Source organism: Pseudomonas sp. SDO5271_S396 (assembly GCF_054071795.1).
This window is the reverse complement of the sequence record NZ_JBSVWB010000026.1, coordinates 1-16068: the sequence shown is the minus strand read 5'-3', so window position 1 is coordinate 16068 and position 16068 is coordinate 1. Positions and strand designations below refer to the sequence as shown.

The following is a 16068-nucleotide window of genomic DNA, read 5'->3' as shown; positions in this document are numbered from 1 at the left end:
TTTTTCATTCTCGCTCTTCATTCTGAAGAATATTTCCAGCGACTGAATGACGACACTCGCCACTAGGACAGCACAAAGTTCGGATAAATCGACTGGCGTGGTGTTTTTAATCGTCCACTGCATCGAGGAATTCGTCTACCACGGGCATCTCCCCCAATCGTGACGGAATGTTTAATCCGAAGTGCAGGTACGCATGACGCGTGACGACCCGCCCCCTTGGGGTCCGCATGATGTAGCCCTGCTGGATCAGGTAAGGCTCCAGCACGTCCTCGATGGTATGACGCTCCTCGCTGATGGCCGCAGCCAGGCTGTCGACGCCCACCGGGCCGCCGTCAAACTTCTCGATCATGGTCAAGAGTAGACGCCGATCCTGGTGATCGAAGCCATGCTCATCCACATCCAGCAGGTTCAAGGCCAGGTCCGCCACCGCCTTGGTGATATGCCCTTTGGCACGCACTTCGGCAAAGTCTCGCACTCGGCGCAGCAGCCGGTTGGCGATCCGCGGCGTGCCCCGTGCACGACGAGCCACCTCAAAAGCGCCTTCCGGGTCCAGCGGCAGGCCCAGAATGCCCGCCGAACGACTGACGATGGTCGCCAGATCCGTGGTGCTATAAAACTCAAGACGTTGGACGATGCCGAAACGGTCTCGCAGCGGGTTGGTCAACATGCCTGCGCGGGTGGTCGCCCCTACCAGGGTGAACGGCGGCAAGTCGAGTTTGATCGAGCGGGCGGCCGGGCCTTCGCCGATCATGATGTCGAGCTGGAAGTCTTCCATGGCCGGGTACAGCACTTCCTCGACGATGGGCGAAAGCCGGTGGATTTCGTCGATGAACAGCACGTCGTGGGGCTCAAGATTCGTCAGCAGCGCCGCCAGGTCGCCCGGGCGCTCCAGCACCGGGCCGGAGGTGGACTTGATCGACACCCCCATTTCCTGGGCAATGATGTTGGCCAGGGTGGTCTTGCCCAGCCCCGGCGGGCCGAAGATCAGCGTATGGTCCAGAGACTCGCTGCGTCCGCGCGCGGCCTGGATGAACAGCTCCATCTGCTCGCGCACGGTGGGCTGGCCGATGTAGTCGGCCAGGCTCAGGGGGCGAATGGCCCGGTCCTGGAGTTCTTCACGGTCGCGCGGGCCAGTGGCCGCGATCAGACGGTCAGCTTCAATCACTTAAATCATTCCCTTCAGGGCGCGGCGGATCATGTCTTCACTGCTCAGGTTCTTGTCCTTGATGGCCGACACCGCCTTGCTGGCTTCCTGGGGCTTGTAGCCCAGGGAGATCAGCGCGCTGACGGCATCGCTTTCGGCGCTGGCCACCTGGCTCGCCGGCATATCCGGCTGATTGGGCACCAGAGCGAACATGCTCGGTACCACCTCCCAGGCCTTGAAGCGGTCTTTGAGCTCCACCAACAGGCGCTCGGCGGTTTTCTTGCCGACGCCGGGTACCTTGGTCAGCGCCGAGGTGTCCTGGGCCGAGACCGCACGCACCAGTTCATCCACTTCCAGGCTCGACATCAAGGCCAGCGCCAGCTTGGGGCCCACACCATTGAGGCGAATCAGCTCACGGAAGAAGTCGCGGTCGCGCTTGCCAATGAAACCATAGAGTAGTTGCGCATCCTCGCGCACCACCAGATGGGTGTGCAGGGTAATGGGCTCACCGACCGACGGCAGGCGATACAGAGTGGTCATGGGCACTTCCAGCTCATACCCCAACCCGTTTACATCCAGTATCAGGTGCGGCGGCTGTTTCTCAGCCAGGGTGCCGCGCAAGCGTCCAATCACGGTTAGATCCTTAAAGCTTGGAGGTCAGAACAGGCCTGACCGCAAATAACAGTTGCGCTGATGCTATCAGAGACGCAGGCGCCCGCCACGACTGCGTGCCGTGCCGAGGCCGTGGGGCAACAGGCTGGAACGGGTATGTGCGTGGCAAATGGCGATGGCCAGGGCGTCGGAGGCATCGATTTGCGGTTTGGCGGTGAGTTTGAGCATGTGCATGACCATCATCTGCACCTGCTCCTTGTTGGCACCGCCGGTACCGACCACGGCCTGCTTGACCTGGGTCGCGGTGTACTCGGCGATTTCCAGGCCCTCCTCGGCTCCGGCGACGATGGCTGCCCCCCGGGCCTGGCCCAGCTTGAGGGCCGAGTCGGCGTTTTTGGCCATGAACACTTTTTCGATGCCCATGGTCACCGGCCCGTAGGTCTGGATCACTTCACGCACGCCGCGATAGACGATCTGCAGGCGCTCGGCCAACTCGCCCGCGCCGGTACGGATGCAACCCGAGGCTACATAGATGCAGCCGCGCGGGGTCTGTTGCACCACGCCAAAACCGGTGATGCGCGAACCGGGGTCGATACCTAGGATTAAAGTCATAACGCCTGCGGGTTGGGTAAACACAATTTTTTGATACAGATCAGATCCAATGTGGGAGCGGGCTTGCCCGCGAAAGCGGTGGGTCAGCCAACATTGTCAGCGACTGGTACACCGCATTCGCGGGCAAGCCCGCTCCCACATTTTGATCTACGCCTGGCCTCAGCTTAGCTGGGCGGCTACTTCTTCCGGGATGTCGGCATTGGAATACACGTTCTGCACGTCATCCAGGTCTTCGAGCATATCCAGCATCTTCAACACTTTCTGCGCACCATCCAGGTCCAGCTCGGCACTGGTGGTCGGCAGCATCACGATTTCTGCGTCGGTGCCTTTGAAACCGGCGGTTTCCAGGGCGTTGCGCACAGCATAGAAACCGGCAAACGAGGTGAACACGTCAATGGAGCCGTCTTCGTTGGTCACCACGTCGTCGGCGTCCGCCTCCATCGCCGCTTCCATCAGCGCGTCTTCGTCCACGCCCGGCGCGAAAGATATCTGCCCCTTGCGCTCGAACAGGTAAGCCACCGAGCCGTCCGTGCCGAGGTTGCCGCCGCACTTGCTGAACGCATGGCGCACGGCGGCTGCGGTGCGGTTACGGTTGTCGGTCATGCATTCGACCATCACCGCCACGCCACCCGGGCCGTAGCCTTCGTAGCTCAGTTCGACCATATCGTCGGTGTCGGCCGCACCGGCGCCACGGGCCACGGCGCGGTCGATGATGTCGCGGCTCATGTTGGCGCCCAGCGCCTTGTCCAGCGCCAGGCGCAGACGCGGGTTGGAACCCGGGTCACCGCCACCCTGGCGGGCCGCGACGGTCAGTTCGCGAATCCACTTGGTGAAGATCTTGCCTTTCTTGGCATCCTGACGCTCTTTGCGGTGCTTGATGTTCGCCCACTTGGAATGGCCAGCCATTACACAACTCCGAATTCTCTAGAAACCTTGATGATCCCGCCGTGCGGGATTTACCCCTTGTAACGCAAAGGCGCATCCGAAGATGCGCCTTTTAGACTGCGTAAACCTCAATGCGCTTTCACGCAGCGGCCTTACTCAGCCTTCGGCGTCTCGCGCAGACGAATGTGCAGCTCGCGTAGCGCCTTGGCATCCACCACACCCGGAGCCTGGGTCATCACGTCCGCAGCACTCTGGGTTTTCGGGAACGCGATCACTTCACGGATCGACTGGGCGCCGGTCATCAGCATCACCAGGCGGTCCAGGCCAAAGGCCAGGCCACCGTGGGGCGGTGCACCGTATTTCAGCGCGTCGAGCAGGAAGCCGAATTTCTCTTCCTGTTCCGCTTCGTTGATGCCCAACAGGCGGAACACCGCTTGTTGCATCTCCTTGCGGTGGATACGGATCGAACCGCCGCCCAGCTCGGTGCCGTTGAGCACCATGTCGTAGGCACGGGACAGCGCGCCCGCCGGGTTGGCTTCCAGCTCCGCTGGCGAGCACTTCGGCGCGGTGAACGGGTGGTGCAAGGCGCTGAAGCTGCCGTCGTCGTTCTCTTCGAACATCGGGAAGTCAACGACCCACATCGGGGCCCATTCGCAGGTCAGCAGGTTCAGGTCGTGACCCAGCTTGATGCGCAGCGCGCCCAAGGCTTCGCTGACGATCTTGGCCTTGTCGGCGCCGAAGAACACGATGTCGCCGTCGACGGCACCCACACGATCCAGGATCACGTTCAGGTTGGCTTCGGGGATGTTCTTCACGATTGGCGACTGCAGGCCATCCACGCCATTGGCGCGCTCATTGACCTTGATGTACGCCAGGCCCTTGGCACCGTAGATGCCGACGAACTTGGTGTAATCGTCAATTTGTTTACGAGGCATGCTCGCGCCACCTGGCACGCGCAAGGCGGCAATGCGGCATTTAGGGTCGTTGGCCGGGCCGCTGAACACCTTGAAGTCGACTTCTTTCAACTGGTCGGCCACGTCCACCAGTTCCAGCGGGTTGCGCAGGTCCGGCTTGTCGGAACCATAGCGACGCATGGCTTCTTCGAAGGTCATGTGCGGGAATTCACCGAATTCCAGACCCAGCACTTCCTTGAACAGGTTGCGGATCATTTTTTCGGTCAGGCCCATGATCTCTTTTTCATCGAGGAAGCTGGTCTCGATGTCGATCTGGGTGAATTCCGGCTGACGGTCGGCGCGCAAATCTTCGTCGCGGAAGCACTTGGCGATCTGGTAGTAGCGGTCGAAGCCGGCCACCATCAACAGTTGCTTGAACAGTTGCGGCGATTGCGGCAACGCGAAGAACGAACCTGCGTGGGTACGGCTCGGCACCAGGTAGTCACGCGCACCTTCTGGCGTAGCGCGGGTCAGGATCGGCGTTTCGACGTCCAGGAAGCCGTTTTCGTCGAGGAAGCGGCGGATGCTGGTGGTCATGCGCGAGCGCAGGCGCAGTTTCTCGGCCATTTCCGGACGACGCAGGTCCAGGAAGCGGTAGCGCAGGCGGGTTTCTTCGCCCACGTCGGAATATTCGTTGAGCGGGAACGGCGGGGTTTCCGCTTCGTTCAACACTTCCAGCTCGTAACCCAGCACTTCGATGCCGCCGGAAGCCATGTTTTTGTTCACGGCACCGGCCGGACGCAGGCGAACCTTGCCGGTGATCTTCACGACGTACTCGCTGCGCACGCGGTCGGCGGCGGCGAAGCTTTCGGCGCGATCCGGGTCGAACACCACCTGAGCCAGACCATCACGATCACGGATATCGAGGAAGATCACCCCGCCGTGGTCGCGGCGACGGTGAACCCATCCGCAAAGGGTGATTTCCTGACCTTCCAGGGTCTCGTTCAGTTGGCCGCAATAGTGGCTGCGCATCATGGTAGTGGTTTCACTTCTCGTAATTCGAAATTCGGTGGAGGCCCGCCTCGTCACCGTACATTAAAGCAGGGGACGGATAATGCAGGAGCCTGCGCGTAGAGTTCAACTCAGTCTGCTTTGTCGCCGCCCGCCAGGTTCTTCTTCGAACCCGTCTTGAAATCGGTCTCGTACCAGCCGCTGCCGCTCAGGCGAAATCCCGGCATGGATAACATCTTCTTGAGCTCAGGTGCCTGGCAAGCCGGGCAATCGACCAGCGGCGCGTCGCTGATCTTCTGAATGGCTTCCACTTGATGACCACAGGAAGCGCATTGATAGTCGTACATGGGCATGGCGGTGTCTCGGCGATCTGATCGTTACCGCGCTGCGCCCGCCTTGCAGATAAAGCCCGGCATGCGCAGCAAAGCGCGGGATTATATCTGGTAAATCGAGGCAGCGCAGCCGGCTTTCTGTCCCGAGCCCTGCCCCGCCGGATCAACAGACAAGTCCCGAGGAGGACCGAATTACCCGGGGTCGCACGCCGCCACACAGCCTTTGAGCAAGTGCGCCACACACACAACCCTGACCAACCCGCTGAAGTTCTTCACACCGCCATAGCGCAAATGCACTTCCCGGTCGACGTAAGACAACAACGCACTGACCGAACAGGCATTGAGCCTGGCGATTTCCCCAAGAATATTCCAGTACACCTGCTCCAGTCGCAGGCAGGTGGAAAACCCGTTGAGCCTGACCGACCGGGACAATGGCCTGGCCAGCCCCATGTCGAACCCCTTTGCAAAGGGGTCGACCCTTATCTTATGAAAGCCACCGGCTTCCATCACTCCATTACCCACTCCACGTGACATATACCTGACACTCCATTGCCAAACGGCAACCCCCGGGCTAGTCCCAGGGATTGATGGCTCAATGAAACATCAGGAACACAGAGGCAACCAGAAGACGCGGAGTCGATGATCGTAGGACAAGCCAACGGGCATGTCGGGAAGCGCGGGCAGCGACCCCGCCCGGGGGTGCCGCCCTTGACTCGGTTTACTGGTTTTCGAGCAACGAGCGCAGCATCCACGCGGTTTTCTCGTGAACCTGCATACGCTGGGTCAGCAAGTCGGCCGTCGGCTCATCGCTGACCTTGTCGAGCAACGGGAAAATGCCGCGAGCGGTACGCGTCACCGCCTCCTGACCATCGACCAGTTGCTTGATCATCTCTTGTGCACTCGGCACACCCTCTTCTTCCTTGATGGAAGAAAGGCGTGCGTAGATGGAATAGGCGCCCGGCGCCGGGAAGCCCAGGGCACGAATACGCTCGGCAATCGAATCCACTGCCAGCGCGAGTTCGTTGTACTGCTCCTCGAACATCAGGTGCAGCGTACGAAACATGGGGCCCGTGACGTTCCAATGGAAGTTGTGGGTCTTCAGGTACAGTACATAGGTATCGGAAAGCAGCCGTGAAAGCCCATCGACGATGGATTTACGGTCTTCTTCACTGATACCGATATCGATTGCCATGTTTATCCCCTTCAATTGTCCAGCATTCATTGATCAGGTGCCGTTCCACTCTAGCAAGAGTGCCGACCCTGTGCAGCCCGGGGCAACCGGCCGAGGTGCGGCAAATCGCCCCGCGGTGACACGCCCGCCTGCGGTGTGCATGGCTTGTGCCCTGCCAGGAAAAATCCCACACAGCCGCTCAAAAAGCTTGCACCTGTCTAGGACAAGCGTTTGACGCAGAAATGCCGCAAGCCCTGTAACACCCGGAAATGCTTGATTTGAGTAGGCACAGCCTTTGCTGTTAAATAGACGGCGTGTCGTCGCCGTTCATTTCTGCGGCAGGCGACATAGGCTGATACCCGCGCACGTGCCCAACGCCTTCCATTGTTCTGAAGCGAACCGTGCCAATCAGCTCTTCCTTGTGATCCGTCTTAACGTGAGTTAATCAAAATGTTGAAAATCGTCCACCTAGTAACGGGCGTTGCAGCGTTGCTGCTGTCCTTTATACCGAGCCTGCAAGAGGGAAGTCCTCCCTACCTGGAACAACACGACGCTCTGTACCTGGCCTTGTTCGGCCTTCTCAACCTGACGCTGACACCCGCGATTCCTTACTGGAGCAAAGGTACGCGTCATCAACTGCAAAACCTGGTCAGTGCGCTGCTGGTACTGACCGTTGTCGTACAAACCCTCACCCTCCTGGCGCCCATGCCTGAAGTAGGCGGCCACCCGGCCATCCTGCTCAGCCTGGTCATTGCTGCGGTCGCTCTGGTTCTTCACCTGGCCATCAGCTTCTACCGTTCGTCCCCTGCGGCCGCGTCGCAAAACTACGACATGTCCAACCGGGATACCGGGACCGTCAAGTGGTTCAACACATCCAAAGGCTTCGGCTTTATTTCCCGGGATTCGGGCGACGACATCTTCGTCCACTTCCGGGCCATTCGCGGCGAAGGCCATCGTGTCCTGGTGGAAGGCCAGCGCGTGGAGTTCTCCGTGATGAATCGCGACAAAGGCCTGCAGGCCGAAGACGTGATCGCTGCACTGCCGCGTCGCTGATCCCGGCGTTCGCCGCATGAAAAAAACCGCGATCCAGCCTGGCTGGATCGCGTTTTTTTTATGCTCCCTGTCAATGACAGGCTGATCAATAGTGCGGCGGCGGTGCTTCCTCTTCGGACGTCTCGAACTGCCCGCCCATCTCTTCCTGGCGCTTGAGCAGTGCCGTCATCTGCAATTGCAGGCGCTCGACCGCGCGCTGCTGGGTGACCAGGATGTCATTGAGGGTCTCGATGGTGTCATCCTGAAAAGCCAGGCGGCTCTCCAGGTCCATCACGCGGTCTTGCAAATCCATAATTCCGTCCCGCCACTCAGGCCTGGGTAAAGATGAAGTCGGCGGGCAACAGCTCGCGCAGGCGCGCCCGGATAGCCGACACCTGATCGTCGGTATAAGGCTGCGCAGGATGCTTGCCCCAGACCGGTGCCGGCCAGGCGACGTCATCGCGTTTGCGCACAATGACGTGCACATGCAACTGACTGACCACGTTACCCAGCGCGCCGATGTTCATTTTATCGGCGCCCAGGCCTTCATTCAGCCGTTGGGCCAAGGCCGTCGTTTCTTGCCACAGCCGCTGCTGGTCAGCGACATCCAGTTGAAACACTTCACTGATACCGTCGATGCGCGGCACCAGGATGAACCAGGGGTAATTCGAATCATTGGACAGCAGCAGGCGGCACAAGGGGAAATCCCCGATAGCCACTGTGTCTTGTTGAAGGCGTTGGTCTAAAGCGAACACCGCGGGCACTCCGTTCGGCAGGTCAGGTTCAGGGCACAGCATACCTGCGAATGGCAGCCGCTTCACGCCGACGGCCAGGCACTCGCGTCAGCACAGGACAAAAAATACGCACCATTTCGAGACAAAGGGATATTTCGACTACGCTCAATGACCAATCCTCCGGTCAATCGCCAGCTACAAAATGAAAGCCCGAGGTAAAAGCCGCCATACAGACGCCTTAGCGAATGAGGCATTGGGCCATCATGGGACGACTTGGCGGCCGGCGTAGATGCACCAAAATGACCCATGCCTGTGTAAAAGGGATCCACGAAGTACCCACTGACAGGGTGAACCGGTAACGTTTTCCCCAGGTTCAGGATTTATGAACAACTGGACAGACAAAGATTACAGACGTGAAGGCCAAACCAATCGGCGTAAAAACCCCGTGCTTATGCGGTTTTCACGAAGCGCAGACGCTTTTCACGAAAAAATGACATTCGGTTACCGGTTTGTGCACGCTTGTTGCATTCATCCCTTTATCGTCGGTAACGGCACCTGGAGGGAAGCAGGTGATTCGCGATGACAACACCCTTGTTTCAATGCACTTCATGGAAGCGTTACAACTTTGAAAGTATGTCCTGTGGCACGCTTTTAACGGTTTAAATACAGTATTGAAGTTGTCAGTCCCGTTACATCCGGACTGTAAGATTGCGACATGGACCTAGCCATTCACGACAGGCTCGTAAAGAAGCTGAAAGGATAGATAGGCAAGTATCGCCAATATTGTCAGCGTGAGATAAGTTTGCGCCGACACAAAAAGAAAGAGCCGCCCAGACAAAAATACAGGTGGGACGGCAGTACTCTTCCTAAAACCAAAGGAGCAAATCACGATGCGCGTGATGAAGTGGAGCATGATCGCCCTGGCTGTTTCAGCAGGCACCTCGCAGTTCGCAATGGCGTCCGCCCAGGACGATTCCAAGGGCTTTGTTGAAGACAGCACTTTCAGCATCAACACTCGCCTCCTGAACTTTGGCCGCGACTTCCGTAACAATGACACCGGCAAGAGCCGCGTCAACGAAACCGGCCTGGGCTTCAACGGCCTGTTCCAATCCGGCTACACCCAGGGCACCATCGGGGTCGGTGTTGACGTGATCGGCCTGCTGGGCGTGAAACTGGACAGCGGCAAAGGTCGCTCCGGCACCGGCCTGTTCCCTACTGGCTCCGACGGTCGCTCGCAAGACGACTACTCCAAAGGCGGCGGCGCGGTTAAATTCCGTATCTCCAATACCGTCCTGAAAGTCGGCGACCAGTACACCACCGCACCGGTATTCGCCTCCGATGACAGCCGTTTGCTGCCAGAGCTGCCACAGGGTATCTCCCTGACCAGCAGCGAGATCAAGGACCTGAAACTGGAAGCCGGTCACTTCACTTCCAGCCGGGCACAAGCGCAAACCTTCCGTGACAGCCTGGGCCTGACCAAAACCGACTTTATCGGTGGCGTATACGCTCTGACGCCAGAAGTCAGCGCCAGCCTGTACTACGCAAAAACCGAAGACTACTTCAAGAAAACCTACGCCAACCTGAACTGGACCCACGCCATGGGCTCGGATCAGTCCCTGGCGGTGGACTTCAACATCTACAACACCAAAAGCGACGGTCTTGGCCTGCAACGCGCAGAAAAAGACGGCACCACCAAACTGGACAACCGTGCCTACAGCCTGCAAGGCGCGTACACCATCCAGGCTCACACCTTTACCCTGGCCTACCAGAAGGTTAGCGGTGACGGTGACTACGGCTACGGCGTAGACGGCGGCGGCACCATTTTCCTGGCCAACTCCATCGCCCGTTCCGACTTCAACGCTGAAGACGAGAAATCGTTCCAGGCTCGCTACGACCTGAACATGGCCACTTTCGGCATCCCAGGCCTGAGCTTCATGACTCGCTACGTGAAAGGTACCGGCGCGAACACCGCCGAAACTTCGAACGGCAAAGAGTGGGAACGCGACATCGAAGCCAAATACGTGATCCAGAGCGGCCCGGCAAAAGACCTGAGCCTGCGCGTACGTCAAGCGACCTATCGTTCGTCTGACGGCGTGTACTACGGTTCGGCGTCGATCGACGAACTGCGTCTGATCGCGCAATACCCGCTGAACATCTTGTAATCGATAGTTTGATTGCAACGATGACTTGAGGCTTCGGCCTCAAACAAAAAAGCCGCCCCTTTGTTGGCAAAGGGGCGGCTTTTTTATTGGTATCTGTCTGCGGCCAGATAAATAGCAAGCAAACTATCTAGATAAATTGTTTGTATCGAACCTGACCTGAAGGCCAAGTTCGATAACATTATCTTCGATTACTTTGCGACAGGATCTTGCATCACTCGAATAACGCGTTGTGGAAACGGAATATCAATACCCGCCTCTTTCAAACGATCACGCGCCAATTCATTCAACATAAACACCACATCCCAATAATCGGATGTCTTGGTCCAGCACCGCAGCGAAACCGTAATAGAGCTGTCGCCCAGGGTCGAGACCACTGCCACCGCGGCGGGATCGGCCAATACCCGGGGGTCCTTGGCCAGTTCCAGCAACACCCCGCGGGCTTTCTGCAAATCGGCTTCGTAGTCCACGCCTACGTCGAATACCACTTTGCGGGTCGGCTGACGGTTGGTGTTGGTGATGATGCCGTTGGACAGGCTGCCGTTGGGGATGATCACGGTCTTGTTGTCACCGGTGCGCAGCACGGTGTGGAAGATCTGGATGCTGTCGACGGTGCCCGAAGTGCCTTGTGCCTCGATCCAGTCACCAATGCGGAACGGACGGAACAGCAGAATCAGCACGCCACCGGCGAAGTTCGCCAGGCTGCCTTGCAGCGCCAGGCCGATGGCCAGGGTCGCAGCACCGATCGCGGCGACGAACGAAGTCGTCGCCACGCCGATCATCGAGGCGACGTTGACCACCAGCATGACTTTGAGCGCGATATTGGCCAGGCTGGTGATGAAGTGTTGCAGCGCCAGGTCTGCGCTACGTAGCGCCAGCAGACGCCCCACGCGGTGAGTCAGAATGTTGATCAGCCACCAGCCGATAGCCAGGGTGATCATCGCCAGCAATACCCGGCTGCCGTATTCCATGATCATCGGGATCCAGGACTGCGAGGTCTTGATCAAGTGATCCACTTCAGCGTTCAAATCCATCTACCTTCTCCTGTCTAGCGGATGTGCGGCATTTTTGAATGCCCATTAACGCCATTGAGCCCCGTAGGGCTCAATGGTGGGCGCAGGTTCTGGGGCGTGGGACGTCAAAAACGCCCGCAGGTTCCCCAGCGTGCCATCAGTCGCGAAAGTTATTGAACTGCAGCGGCATGCCGAATGAGTGAGCGCGCAGGGCCGCGATCGCTTCTTGCAAGTCGTCACGCTTCTTGCCGGTCACCCGAACCTGTTCGCCCTGGATAGAGGCCTGAACCTTGAGTTTGGCATCCTTGATGTGAGCGACGATTTTCTTCGCCAGCTCCTTGTCGATACCTTCCTTGAGGACCGCTTCCTGCTTCATCACCTTGCCCGACGCGAAGGAATCCTTGACTTCAAGGCACTGCACATCGATCTTGCGCTTGACCAGGGCCAGCTTGAGGATTTCGATCATCGCTTCCAGCTGGAAGTCGGCTTCAGCGGTCAGGTTGACGGTCAGTTCCTTGTCCTTGAATTCGAAACTGCCCTTGCCTTTCAAGTCATAGCGACGGTCCAGTTCCTTGACGGCGTTCTCGACGGCGTTGGTGACTTCGTGTTTGTCCAGTTCGGATACCACGTCGAACGAAGGCATGTCATTTCTCCAATATAAGGGGCGGGCTCAGTAGAGATGGAGCGCGCCCGAGCTAAAATGCCGGGGCATTATAGCGGTTCTTTCGCCCCGTTCACCGTGAGCGACCCTACGGAGCACAAACACATGTCGATCCCCTGGCACATTCTTGGCGCTGGCAGCCTTGGCACCCTCTGGGCCACACGGCTGGCCCGCGCCGGTTTGCCGGTGAGGCTGGTCCTGCGCAATCAAGCGCGCCTGGCCAGCTACCAGGCGGCGAACGGGTTGACCCTGGTGGAACACGGCGTTGCCCATACCTACCCGATCATCGGCGAAACGTGCGACACCCCTGGGCCGATTCATCGACTGCTGGTGGCCTGCAAAGCCTACGACGCCCAGGCGGCCATCGCTCAGTTGCACCATCGGCTGGCGCCCGACGCCGAGCTGATCCTGCTGCAAAATGGCCTCGGCAGCCAGGATGCGGTGGCTGCGCAGTTGCCCCAGGCCCGTTGTGTGTTTGCCTCGAGTACCGAGGGTGCCTTTCGCGACGGCGACTGGCGTGTGGTGTTTGCCGGGCATGGCTACACCTGGCTGGGTGACGCCAGCCACCCCACTCCACCGTTATGGCTTGATGACCTGGACGCGGCCGGTATCCCCCACGAGTGGAGCACCAACATTCTTACGCGCCTGTGGCGCAAGCTGGCGCTCAACTGCGCGATCAACCCGCTGACGGTGCTTTACCAGTGCCGCAACGGCGGTTTGCAGGACCATCAGTGTGAAGTTGCCACCCTGTGCGCCGAATTGACCGAACTGCTGGAATGCTGCGGTCAGCCTGCCGCGGCCCTGGACCTGCACAGCGAAGTGGAACGGGTGACCCAGGCCACCGCCGCCAACTATTCTTCCATGTACCAGGACGTGGCGAGTGCCCGACGTACCGAAATCAGCTACCTGTTGGGGTACGCCTGCCAGGCCGCTGCACGTCATCAACTGATTTTGCCGCACCTGCAACAGGTCCAGGCGCGACTGGTCGAGCACTTGCGCGCACGCGGATTGCCCAGCGACTGAGGCACGCGCTACCCTGACTGAATGTCTATTACCTGCGAAAACCCTGATGCCACTGCGCCAGCGTCTTGAAAACCTACCGGTCGGGCAAAAGCTGCTGGCCGCCTTGCTGGTATTGCTGACCACTGTACTGCTGGTGGCCAACCTCACATTTATCAGCGCCGCTTACTGGATCTCCCAGGAAAGCATGGCCCCCCAGGCGTTGCAGGCCATTGGCCGTCTGGTGTCCAACCCCGCCCTGGCCGCCGAGGCACTCCAGTCGCCGGACAAGGCCGACGCCCTGCTCAACGAACTGACCAGCTACTCACCCTTGCGCGCCGCCGCGCTGTACGACGGCGAAGGCAATCGCCTGGCGCAGATGCAACACGGCGACCGCCTGCACCTGCCGGACAACTACCGGCATATCGAGGCGTGGCGCGTTACCGAGTTTCGCAGCAATCAAGTCATCACCCTGCCGCGAGCGGGCCAAGCCTCCGGGCATTTGCTGCTGGTGGCCAGCAGCGAACTGCCGGTGGCGTTTTATACAGGTACCCTCACCGCCAGCCTGGGCATCCTGATTTTCAGTGTGCTGCTGTGGCTGATCATCGCCCGCCAGATCAAACGCCTGATCACCCGACCGATCCACGAGCTGGAAGAGCTGTCACGCCAGGTAACGCGGGAAGAGAACTACGCCCTGCGTGCCGGCCGTGGCAACCACGACGAAATCGGCAGCCTGGCCGAAGCGTTCAACACCATGCTGTCGCGCATCGAAGCCCGTGAACAACAACTCAAACGCGCGCGGGACGACTCCCAGGCCGCCTACGACCAGGCCCAGGGCCTGGCCGAAGAAACCCGCCACACCAACCGCAAGCTGGAACTGGAAGTCCAGGTGCGCAGCAAGATCGAGAAAAAACTCACCGGGTTTCAGAATTACCTGAACAGCATTATCGACTCGATGCCCTCGGCGCTGATCGCACTGGATGAACAGCTCTACGTGACGCAGTGGAATCAGGAAGCCAGCGCACTGTCCGGCACACGACTGGATGAAGCGCTGAACCAACCGATCTACCTCGCCTTCGAACCGCTCAAGCCTTATCTGCCGCAGATCCGCGCCACCGTGGAGCAGCACACCGTAGAGCGGATCGAGCGGGTCACCTGGATCAAGGACGACGAACCCAAACACTATGCCCTGACCTTCTACCCCCTGACAGGCGGTGCCGGGCGCGGGGTGGTGATCCGTATCGACGACATCACCCAGCGCCTGTCCCTGGAAGAAATGATGGTGCAATCGGAGAAGATGCTCTCCGTTGGCGGCCTGGCTGCCGGCATGGCCCATGAAATCAACAACCCGCTGGGTGCGATCCTGCATAACGTGCAGAACATCCGTCGCCGCTTGTCCCCCGACCTGCCGAAGAATCTGGAACACGCAGAACAGACGGGCGTGGAACTGGAGACCGTCAACCGCTACCTGCAAAGCCGCGAAGTACCGCAGTTGCTGGACGGCATCCAGCAGGCCGGTGCGCGGGCGGCGAAGATCGTCACCCATATGCTCAGCTTCAGTCGCCGCAGCAACCGCCAGATGGCGCCCTGCGACTTGCCGGCATTGATCGATCAGGCCGTGGAAATCGCCGGCAACGACTTTGACCTGACCATCGGTTTCGACTTCAAGGGCCAGGCGATCGTCCGCCAGTTCGACCCCCTACTCGGCCCGGTTCCCGGCACCGCCAACGAACTGGAACAAGTGCTGCTCAACCTGTTGAAAAACGCCGCTCAGGCCATTCACCTGCGCGAAGACGACCACGAGCCGGGCCGCATTATTTTGCGCACCCGACTGAACCCGCCATGGGCCGAAATCCAGGTGGAAGACAACGGCATCGGCATGAGCGAAAGCGTGCGCAAGCGCACCTTCGAACCGTTCTTCACCACCAAGGAAATCGGCCAGGGCACCGGGCTCGGGCTGTCGGTGTCGTATTTCATCATCACCAATAACCACAAAGGCCAGATGGAGGTGCATTCCACCCCTGGCCAGGGCACCTGTTTCACCCTGCGCCTGCCCTTGGCCGGCAGCCAGTTGCCGCCCGCCGAACTGACCCCACTGGAGCACTGATCATGGGCTTTCGCCTGTCGAAGATTTACACCCGCACCGGCGACAAAGGCGAGACCGGCCTGGGTGATGGCCGTCGCGTCCCCAAGGATCACCCACGGGTCGAAGCGATTGGCGAAGTCGATACGCTGAACAGTCAGCTCGGGCTGCTGTTGGCCAATCTGGAAGAACAGAGCGGCAAGCACCCGGAACTAAAGGACGTGATCGAAGTGCTTACGCCTTGCCAGCATCGTTTGTTCGATCTGGGCGGCGAACTGGCGATGCCGGTGTACAAAGCGTTGAACGCGGCTGAAGTGGATAGGCTGGAAGCGGCGATTGACCGCTGGAACGAAGAAGTGGGGCCGCTGGAGAATTTCATTCTGCCCGGTGGCTCGGCGTTGATCGCCCAGGCCCACGTGTGTCGCAGCCTCGCACGCAGTGCGGAGCGACGGTGTCAGCAGTTGAACGCGGTGGAGCCATTGGAGGGGGTGGGGTTGGCGTATATCAATCGACTATCGGATTTGCTGTTTGTGGCAGCGCGGGTCATTGCCAAGCGCCAAGGTGTGGCCGAAGTGTTGTGGCAGGCGGCCGCCAAGCCCCATTGATAATTTGGTGTTGACTGATTTGGGCTCATCGCAGGCAAGCCAGCTCCCACACTTGAATGTATTCACAAATCAACTGTGGGAGCTGGCTTGCCTGCGATGAGGCCCCTCAGAACGCCATCAAG

The 16068-nt window shown here is 59.4% G+C and carries 17 protein-coding genes; 5 read left to right on the top strand and 12 right to left on the bottom strand.

Annotation, left to right across the window (positions count from 1 at the left end; translation table 11 throughout):
* Positions 1-106: 106 nt before the first annotated feature.
* The 8 genes from ruvB to ACW9IN_RS17875 all read right to left on the bottom strand — a co-directional run bounded on the left by ruvB (position 107) and on the right by ACW9IN_RS17875 (position 6681).
* A complete protein-coding gene (gene ruvB / locus ACW9IN_RS17910; RefSeq protein WP_457367139.1) occupies positions 107-1165 on the bottom strand; it encodes a Holliday junction branch migration DNA helicase RuvB in 1059 nt (352 codons plus the stop codon).
* Positions 1166-1777 (bottom strand): Holliday junction branch migration protein RuvA, encoded by a 612-nt coding sequence (gene ruvA, locus ACW9IN_RS17905; protein ID WP_071489393.1) that lies wholly within the window; start codon positions 1775-1777, stop codon positions 1166-1168.
* A 66-nt stretch (positions 1778-1843) separates the two neighbouring features.
* Positions 1844-2368, bottom strand: coding sequence for a crossover junction endodeoxyribonuclease RuvC (ruvC, locus tag ACW9IN_RS17900; RefSeq protein WP_457367138.1), 525 nt, complete (start codon positions 2366-2368; stop codon positions 1844-1846).
* 159 nt (positions 2369-2527) lie between these two features.
* Positions 2528-3274 carry a YebC/PmpR family DNA-binding transcriptional regulator gene (locus ACW9IN_RS17895; protein WP_457367137.1) on the bottom strand — a complete coding sequence of 249 codons (747 nt, stop codon included), beginning with the start codon at positions 3272-3274 and terminating at the stop codon, positions 2528-2530.
* A gap of 131 nt (positions 3275-3405) precedes the next feature.
* The gene (aspS, locus tag ACW9IN_RS17890) at positions 3406-5181 is read right to left on the bottom strand and encodes an aspartate--tRNA ligase (protein ID WP_457367136.1); all 1776 of its coding nucleotides are present in this window, start codon (positions 5179-5181) and stop codon (positions 3406-3408) included.
* A gap of 107 nt (positions 5182-5288) precedes the next feature.
* A complete protein-coding gene (locus ACW9IN_RS17885; RefSeq protein ID WP_457367135.1) occupies positions 5289-5510 on the bottom strand; it encodes an FmdB family zinc ribbon protein in 222 nt (73 codons plus the stop codon).
* A 171-nt stretch (positions 5511-5681) separates the two neighbouring features.
* Positions 5682-6023, bottom strand: coding sequence for a ribbon-helix-helix domain-containing protein (locus ACW9IN_RS17880; RefSeq protein ID WP_457367134.1), 342 nt, complete (start codon positions 6021-6023; stop codon positions 5682-5684).
* Positions 6024-6207: 184 nt separating this feature from the next.
* Positions 6208-6681 (bottom strand): Dps family protein, encoded by a 474-nt coding sequence (locus tag ACW9IN_RS17875; protein WP_457367133.1) that lies wholly within the window; start codon positions 6679-6681, stop codon positions 6208-6210.
* Between the two features lie 429 nt (positions 6682-7110).
* Between ACW9IN_RS17875 and ACW9IN_RS17870 the strand changes: the two genes are divergently transcribed.
* Entirely contained in the window at positions 7111-7713 is a 603-nt protein-coding gene (locus ACW9IN_RS17870) for a cold shock domain-containing protein membrane protein (RefSeq protein WP_457367132.1), read from the top strand.
* A gap of 85 nt (positions 7714-7798) precedes the next feature.
* Here the strand turns inward: ACW9IN_RS17870 and ACW9IN_RS17865 are convergent, their stop codons facing one another.
* Positions 7799-8005 (bottom strand): SlyX family protein, encoded by a 207-nt coding sequence (locus ACW9IN_RS17865; RefSeq protein ID WP_457367131.1) that lies wholly within the window; start codon positions 8003-8005, stop codon positions 7799-7801.
* A gap of 16 nt (positions 8006-8021) precedes the next feature.
* Positions 8022-8447 carry an HIT domain-containing protein gene (locus ACW9IN_RS17860; RefSeq protein WP_457367130.1) on the bottom strand — a complete coding sequence of 142 codons (426 nt, stop codon included), beginning with the start codon at positions 8445-8447 and terminating at the stop codon, positions 8022-8024.
* Between the two features lie 869 nt (positions 8448-9316).
* On the opposite strand from ACW9IN_RS17860, the gene ACW9IN_RS17855 reads away from it, so the two are divergent.
* Entirely contained in the window at positions 9317-10588 is a 1272-nt protein-coding gene (locus ACW9IN_RS17855) for an OprD family porin (protein WP_457367129.1), read from the top strand.
* Between the two features lie 188 nt (positions 10589-10776).
* Here ACW9IN_RS17855 and ACW9IN_RS17850 read toward each other — a convergent pair whose 3' ends face one another.
* Together ACW9IN_RS17850 and ACW9IN_RS17845 are read right to left on the bottom strand one after the other, a co-directional pair.
* Positions 10777-11619 (bottom strand): mechanosensitive ion channel family protein, encoded by an 843-nt coding sequence (locus tag ACW9IN_RS17850; RefSeq protein WP_457367128.1) that lies wholly within the window; start codon positions 11617-11619, stop codon positions 10777-10779.
* A 136-nt stretch (positions 11620-11755) separates the two neighbouring features.
* The gene (locus ACW9IN_RS17845) at positions 11756-12241 is read right to left on the bottom strand and encodes a YajQ family cyclic di-GMP-binding protein (protein ID WP_457367127.1); all 486 of its coding nucleotides are present in this window, start codon (positions 12239-12241) and stop codon (positions 11756-11758) included.
* Between the two features lie 123 nt (positions 12242-12364).
* Here ACW9IN_RS17845 and ACW9IN_RS17840 point away from each other — a divergent pair, with 123 nt between their 5' ends.
* Genes ACW9IN_RS17840 through ACW9IN_RS17830 form a run of 3 tightly spaced genes read left to right on the top strand, consistent with a single transcriptional unit; the run spans position 12365 to position 15946 of the window.
* A complete protein-coding gene (locus ACW9IN_RS17840; RefSeq protein ID WP_457367126.1) occupies positions 12365-13282 on the top strand; it encodes a putative 2-dehydropantoate 2-reductase in 918 nt (305 codons plus the stop codon).
* Positions 13283-13328: 46 nt separating this feature from the next.
* Complete coding sequence (locus ACW9IN_RS17835) at positions 13329-15365, top strand: ATP-binding protein (RefSeq protein WP_457367125.1); 2037 nt, start codon at positions 13329-13331, stop codon at positions 15363-15365.
* A gap of 2 nt (positions 15366-15367) precedes the next feature.
* Positions 15368-15946: a cob(I)yrinic acid a,c-diamide adenosyltransferase gene (locus tag ACW9IN_RS17830; protein ID WP_176994320.1), complete on the top strand. Its 579-nt coding sequence runs from the start codon at positions 15368-15370 to the stop codon at positions 15944-15946.
* Positions 15947-16068 lie beyond the last annotated feature (122 nt).